The organism is Streptomyces sp. NPDC006365, assembly GCF_042870755.1.
GTDB classification, from domain to species: Bacteria; Actinomycetota; Actinomycetes; order Streptomycetales; family Streptomycetaceae; genus Streptomyces; species Streptomyces xiangluensis.
This window is the reverse complement of sequence record NZ_JBIAHS010000017.1, coordinates 222,091-228,332: the sequence shown is the minus strand read 5'-3', so window position 1 is coordinate 228,332 and position 6,242 is coordinate 222,091. Positions and strand designations below refer to the sequence as shown.

5 protein-coding genes and 2 pseudogenes are annotated in these 6,242 nt (G+C 69.8%); 4 read left to right on the top strand and 3 right to left on the bottom strand.

From position 1 onward, the window contains the following. From ACFYO0_RS35330 to mshA, 3 genes and pseudogenes are all read left to right on the top strand, one after another. Positions 1-233: L-serine ammonia-lyase, iron-sulfur-dependent, subunit alpha (locus ACFYO0_RS35330; RefSeq protein ID WP_388684445.1), on the top strand; the 233-nt coding region annotated here is incomplete at its 5' end. Between the two features lie 127 nt (positions 234-360). Then, positions 361-477 (top strand): annotated as a pseudogene (locus ACFYO0_RS35325) (formate dehydrogenase accessory sulfurtransferase FdhD); the annotation flags it as partial. A 104-nt stretch (positions 478-581) separates the two neighbouring features. Then, positions 582-1,950, top strand: a pseudogene (gene mshA / locus ACFYO0_RS35320) (D-inositol-3-phosphate glycosyltransferase). A gap of 125 nt (positions 1,951-2,075) precedes the next feature. Here mshA and ACFYO0_RS35315 read toward each other — a convergent pair. From ACFYO0_RS35315 to ACFYO0_RS35305, 3 genes are read right to left on the bottom strand one after another with little or no spacing between them, the layout of a single operon-like run. Next, entirely contained in the window at positions 2,076-2,219 is a 144-nt protein-coding gene (locus ACFYO0_RS35315) for a hypothetical protein (RefSeq protein ID WP_388684442.1), read from the bottom strand. Between the two features lie 34 nt (positions 2,220-2,253). Further along, positions 2,254-3,114 carry a bifunctional methylenetetrahydrofolate dehydrogenase/methenyltetrahydrofolate cyclohydrolase gene (locus ACFYO0_RS35310; protein ID WP_388684462.1) on the bottom strand — a complete coding sequence of 287 codons (861 nt, stop codon included), beginning with the start codon at positions 3,112-3,114 and terminating at the stop codon, positions 2,254-2,256. A gap of 59 nt (positions 3,115-3,173) precedes the next feature. Then, positions 3,174-3,452 (bottom strand): glycine cleavage T C-terminal barrel domain-containing protein, encoded by a 279-nt coding sequence (locus ACFYO0_RS35305; RefSeq protein ID WP_388684440.1) that lies wholly within the window; start codon positions 3,450-3,452, stop codon positions 3,174-3,176. A gap of 281 nt (positions 3,453-3,733) precedes the next feature. On the opposite strand from ACFYO0_RS35305, the gene ACFYO0_RS35300 reads away from it, so the two are divergent. Continuing rightward, the gene (locus ACFYO0_RS35300) at positions 3,734-6,238 is read left to right on the top strand and encodes an FAD-dependent oxidoreductase (protein ID WP_388684437.1); all 2,505 of its coding nucleotides are present in this window, start codon (positions 3,734-3,736) and stop codon (positions 6,236-6,238) included. Positions 6,239-6,242: the final 4 nt, after the last annotated feature.

The window sequence follows — 6,242 nt, the reverse complement described above, 5'->3', positions numbered from 1 at the left end:
GCCTCACCTGCGACCCCGTCGGCGGCCTCGTCCAGATCCCCTGCATCGAACGCAACGGCATGGCCGCCGTCAAGGCGGTCACGGCCGCGAAGATGTCCATGCGCGGCGACGGCTCCCACAAGGTGTCCCTCGACAAGGTCATCAAGACCATGAAGGACACCGGCGCCGACATGTCGGTCAAGTACAAGGAGACCGCCCGCGGGGGCCTCGCCGTCAACATCATCGAATGCTGAGCGGGTCGGCGAACGCAGCCGATCCATCGGCAGGAAGGCAACCGGGAGTAACGGCATGGGACGAGTCACCGAACGTCGGCAAGTGCGGCGGATCCGGGACGGTGCTTTCGGCGTCCGGCCGGACACGCTGGTCGCCGATGGCTCGGCCCCGTCCTCCCTCGCCGTGGACCTGGCGGCGGAGACCGGACTCACACTCATCGGCTTCCTGCGTGGCAAGCCCATGAACGTCTACGCGGGCGAGTAGCGCGTGGTCCAGCCGTCGGCGCCACCACGGACGTCGGATGTCACACTCCCGGCGTCCCGACGACCTCACCGACGCGCGCAGCGAGCACAAGGAGGGCTCACGAGGTGAGCCAGTACGTTCCCTGGCCCGGAGGGCTCCACGACCGTACCCACACCGGCCCCCTCGTCGGTCCGCCCCGGCCGCGGCCGCCGACGGCCCAGCGCCGCCCCCGTCGCATCGCGATGCTCAGCGTGCACACCTCGCCGCTGCACCAGCCCGGCACCGGGGACGCGGGCGGGATGAACGTCTACATCGTCGAGCTGGCCAGGCGCCTGGCCGCTGCCGACCTGGAGGTGGAGATCTTCACCCGGGCCACCTCCGCCGCGCTTCCGCCGGTCGTCGATCTCGCGCCCGGCGTTCTCGTGCGGCATGTGGACGCGGGCCCTTACGAGGGCTCGGCCAAGGAAGACCTGCCCGCTCACCTCTGCGCCTTCACACACGGTCTGATGCAGACGTGGGCCGACCGGCGCCCCGGGCACTACGACCTGCTCCACTCGCACTACTGGCTGTCCGGCCACGTCGGGCGGCTCGCCGCCGAGCGCTGGGGCGTCCCGCTCGTGCACACCATGCACACCATGGCCAAGGTCAAGAACGCCTCCCTCGCCGCGGGGGACAGACCCGAGCCGGCAGCCCGCGTGGCAGGTGAGGCGCAGATCGTGGCAGACGCCGATCGGCAATACCGGCGCCGAGGCGGCCGAGCTGATCCGTCACTACGACGCCGACGCCGCGCGGGTCACCGTCGTCCACCCGGGCGTGAACCTTGACCGCTTCCGGCCGGATGCCTCCGGCGTCGAAGCCGGCCGGACGGCGGCCCGTGTGCGCCTAGGGCTGCCACCCGACGCGCTGGTCCCGCTGTTCGCGGGCCGCATTCAGCCCCTCAAGGCGCCGGACGTGCTGCTGCTCGCGGTCGCCCGGCTCCTTCAAGAGCGGCCACAGCTGCGCGAGCGGCTCGTTGTGCCGGTGGTGGGCGGACCGAGCGGATCCGGCCTGGCCGAGCCGGAGGGCCTGCAGAAGCTGGCGGCACGGCTCGGCATCTCCGATGTGGTTCTGTTCCGTCCACCTGTCGAACAGGCTCAGCTCGTGGACTGGTACCGGGCGGCGTCCGTCCTCGTCATGCCGTCATACAGCGAGTCCTTCGGCCTGGTGGCGCTCGAGGCGCAGGCCTGCGGCACACCGGTGATCGCGGCCGAAGTGGGCGGCCTGCCGGTGGCCGTGCGGAACGAGGTCAGCGGCGTGCTCGTGCCGGGTCACCACCCGGCCGACTACGCGCGGGCGCTGGGCCGCTTCGCCGACGATCCGGCGCTCTCGACACGGATGGGAGAGGCCGCCGCCCGGCACGCCCGGTCCTTCGGCTGGGAGACCGCGGCCTCCGCGACCGTGGACGTGTACACAACGGCGATGGACCAACGGCAGTATTCACGCCCTCTGTTCTGAGCGGCCGGCTCACCTCACACTGACAGGATTCGAGCGCACTGAGCGCTGTGGGAGCCTCTGAGAGGCTCACACAGCACGGACCACGGCCACGGCCATCCGCATCGAGGGCGTTCAATCGAGGGCGTTCAGACGTATTCCGTCGCCGCGTCGAGCAGCCAGTCCGCCAGACAGCCGACGATGACGAAGTCGTACGAGCGCTTGGGCTCGGGCGTGCGCCACAACCAGTCGGGATGCCCGGGGAGCTCGGCGCCGGGGGTGCGGGGCCTCATCGGACGTCGCCGGCCAGGGGGATGCCCAGCGCGTTCATGCGGTGTTCGCGTTCCTCTCCGCGGCCTCGACGACATTGGCGAGCAGCATGGCCCGCGTCATGGGCCCCACGCCCCCGGGCATGGGCGCGAGCCATCCCGCGACCTGGGCGGCCTCCGGATGCACATCGCCGACCAGCCCGTTGTCGGTGCGTGTGATCCCGACGTCCAGGACCGCCGCGCCGGGGCGCAGCATGTCCTTGGTGATCAGACCGGGCGAACCGGCGGCCGCGACGACGATGTCCGCCTCGCGTACGTGCCAGGCCAGGCCTTTGGTACCGGTGTGGCAGAGGGTGACGGTGGCGTTCTCGGAGCGCCGGGTGAACAGCAGTCCGATGGGGCGGCCGACGGTGATACCCCTGCCGATCACGCACACACGCGCTCCGGCGAGCGGCACCTCGTACCGGCGGAGCAGTTCGACGATGCCGCGCGGGGTGCACGGCAGCGGGGCCTCGACGCCGAGGACGAGTCGGCCGAGGTTGACGGGGTGCAGGCCGTCGGCGTCCTTGGCCGGGTCCATGCGTTCCAGTACGGCGTTGGCGTCGAGGTGGCGCGGAAGCGGAAGCTGGACGATGTAGCCGGTGCAGGCCGGGTCGGCGTTGAGTTCGTCGATGACGTCCTCGACCTGCCGCTGGGTGGCGTCGGCAGGCAGTTCGCGGCGGAAAGAGGCGATGCCCACCTGTGCGCAGTCCCGGTGCTTTCCGGAGACATAGGCGTGGCTGCCGGGATCGTCACCGACCAGGACGGTGCCGAGCCCGGGCGGGCCGCCGACACCGGCGGTCAACTTGGCCACGCGCTCGGCCAGTTCGCGACGGATGTCGGCGGCGGTCGCCTTGCCGTCGAGCAGCTGTGCTTTCACCGGCGGTGTTCCTTCCCTCGAAGTCGACACTGTGAGCTGGCCACGGAGGCGGGACATGGTCAGGCCGAACAGGGGTTCCGCGGCGACGACCGTCTCGACGCTCTGGTCGAAGTAGCCGATGTGCACGGTGGTGCCGGAGGCGGCGAGTTCAACCACGCGCAGGCGATGTCCTTGGCGATCGTGCGGCCGTAGACGGCGCTGGTGACGTAGCCCACCACGCAGTCGCCGTACACCGGCTCCTTGCCCGTGACGACCGCCCGTAGGTCGTCGATGCCGGGACTACGCCCGGAACACGGCGCCTCGGAGCTGGTCGCACCTCGATGTACAACACCGCTCATCAGCGGCTGACATCTAACTGATATACAAGTGAAGTGAAGCCTGGCAGATCACACCTGTCAAGGACCGCCGGCTCCCTTTTCTCGCTCCGCCGGAATGGGCCCGACTCGCCCCGGGACGCGACGACGGGGAGCCGCATGGCCGGTCGTCGGGCGCGGCCAGTCCACCGCGTGAGGGCTGCTCGAGGAAGTTCGGCAGATTGCCCCTTGACCCATCGACTGCCTGCCATATAGCGTGCTTACAACTAGTATATCAGTTGCGTGTCACCTCGAGGGAGGTCATCATGGCAGAGGTCCCACAACAGGCGAAATGCGTCGTGATCGGCGCCGGCATCGTCGGCAACAGCCTGGTCCACCACCTGGCCCGGCTCGGCTGGCGCGACATCGTGCAGATCGACAAGGGCCCGCTGCCCAACCCTGGTGGCTCGACGGGTCACGCCTCCAACTTCATCTTCCCCGTCGACCACTCCCGCGAGATCACCGACATCACGCTGGACTCGATGCGGCAGTACAAGGAGTTGGGCGTCTTCACCGAGTCCGGCGGCTTCGAAATCGCGCGCACCGAGGAGCGCATGGAGGAGCTGCGCCGCCGGATGTCCAGCGCCAAGGCCTGGGGGATCGAGTCCCAGCTGGTCGACCCCGCCTTCGTCAAGGAGAAGGTGCCGTTCATCGAGGCCGACCAGTTCATCGGCGCCTTCTGGACCCCGAGTGTCGGCGTCGTCGACTCACTGCGCGCGGGCACGATCATGCGCGACGGCGCCCTCGCGAGCGGCGCGCTGACGAGCGTGCCCAACGTCGAGGTCGTCGGCATGGACGTCGAGGACGGGCGGATCCGCCGGGTGCGCACGAACAAGGGCGACATCGAGGCCGAGTACGTCGTGATCGCCTGTGGCGTGTGGAGCCCGAAGATCGGCGACATGGCCGGCATCAGCATCCCGCTGACCCCCGCCGTCCACCAGATGATCTCCGTCGGCCCCTGCCCACAGCTGAGCGGGCTGCCTGGCGAGATCAACTTCCCGATCGTCCGGGACATGGACACCTTCTGCTATGAGCGCCAGCACGGCGCGGACATGGAGGTGGGGTCCTACGCCCACCGGGCGATCCTGCACGAGCCGGAGGAGATCCCGAGCATCGAGCAGTCCAAGCTCAGCCCCACCGAGATGCCGTTCACCTCCGACGACTTCGACCCGCAGCTGGAGCAGGCCTACGAGCTGATGCCGGAGTTGCTGGGCGCCGAGGGCGCGGAGATGCGGTACGCGATCAACGGCCTGCTGTCGCTGACCTGCGACGGCAACCCGATCCTCGGTGAGAGCCAGGTGAAGGGGCTGTGGACGGCGGCCGCGGTGTGGATCAAGGAGGGCCCGGGCGTCGGCCGCGCGGTCGCGGAGTGGATGACCCACGGCCACAGCGAGATCGACCTCGCGCACAGCGACATCGCCCGGTTCTACCCCCACCAGATGCGCCGCGAGCACACCCGGCTGCGCACCACCGAGTCGTTCATCAAGACCTACGGGATCGTCCACCCCGCCGAGCAGTACGAGTCCGACCGCGGGCAGCGGCTCTCCCCGATGCACGCGTCGCAGAAGAAGCTCGACGCGGTCTTCTTCGAGGCCGTCGGCTGGGAGCGGCCGCAGTGGTACGAGTCCAACGCCGACCTCCTCGAGGTGTACGGCGACCGCGTGATGCCGCGAGAGCACGAGTGGGACGCGCGTTGGTGGAGCCCGATCGTCAACGCCGAGCACCTGCGGATGCGTGAGGCCGCGGGCGTCATCGACCTGACCGCCTTCGCGATCTTCGACATCACCGGTCCCGGCGCTCTGGACGCCGTGCAGCGCACCTGTGTCGCGCAGTGCAACGTGCCGGTCGGCAAGGTGATCTACACCCCGGTGCTCGACGCCAAGGGCGGGTTCCGCTCCGACCTCACCGTCATGCGCCTGGGGGAGGACCACTTCAGGGTCGTCACCGGCGGCGCGCACGGCATGGCGGACAAGAAGTGGTTCGCCGACCAGCTCGGCGACGACGCGTCCCTGGAAGACCTCACCGACCAGGTCTCCACGATCGGGCTGTGGGGCCCGCGGGCCCGCGACATCCTGTCGCGGCTGACCGATGCGGACGTGTCCAACGAGGGCTTCGGCTTCCTCGGCTGCCGCGAGATCGACCTCGACGGCATCACCGTGCTGGCCTCCCGGATCTCCTACGTCGGCGAACTCGGCTGGGAGCTGTACGTCCCCTTCGACCAGGCCGCCGCGGTATGGGACAAGCTCCTCGCTACGGGCGCGCCGTACGGCGCCCGCCCGGTCGGCATCGGCGTCTACGTGACCACCGGGCGCATCGAGAAGGGCTACCGGGCCTTCGGCCACGAGCTCGACGCCGAGCGCACCATCGTCGAGGCGGGCATGCAGCGGCCGAAGGTGAAGGGCGCCGACTTCGTCGGCAAGGAGGCCTACCTCGAGCAGCGCGCCGGTGAGCCCGCGGCAGTGCTGTGCACGTTGGCCGTCGACGACCACACGTCGGCGTCCGGGGTGAAGCGATACATGCTCGGCGGCGAGCCGATCACGACCCGCTCCGGCGAGGCACTCGTCGACGGGCACGGCCACCACCCCTATGTCACCACCGCCGGCTCGGCCCCGTCACTGGGCAAGCACCTGCTGCTGGCGTACCTGTCGCCCGAGCAGGCGCGGGTCGGCAACGAGCTCGCGGTCTCCTACATGGAGGAGCTCTACCCCGTGACCGTCATCTGCAACGACGCGACGCCCCCCTTCGACCCGGACAACGAGCGGATCCGCTGATGGC

Bases quoted from the DNA above. Each gene is read 5' to 3' on its own strand.
- ACFYO0_RS35315 (WP_388684442.1), bottom strand. From the start codon at position 2,219: ATGAGGCCCCGCACCCCCGGCGCCGAGCTCCCCGGGCATCCCGACTGG.
- ACFYO0_RS35305 (WP_388684440.1), bottom strand. From the start codon at position 3,452: ATGAGCGGTGTTGTACATCGAGGTGCGACCAGCTCCGAGGCGCCGTGT.
- ACFYO0_RS35300 (WP_388684437.1), top strand. From the start codon at position 3,734: ATGGCAGAGGTCCCACAACAGGCGAAATGCGTCGTGATCGGCGCCGGC.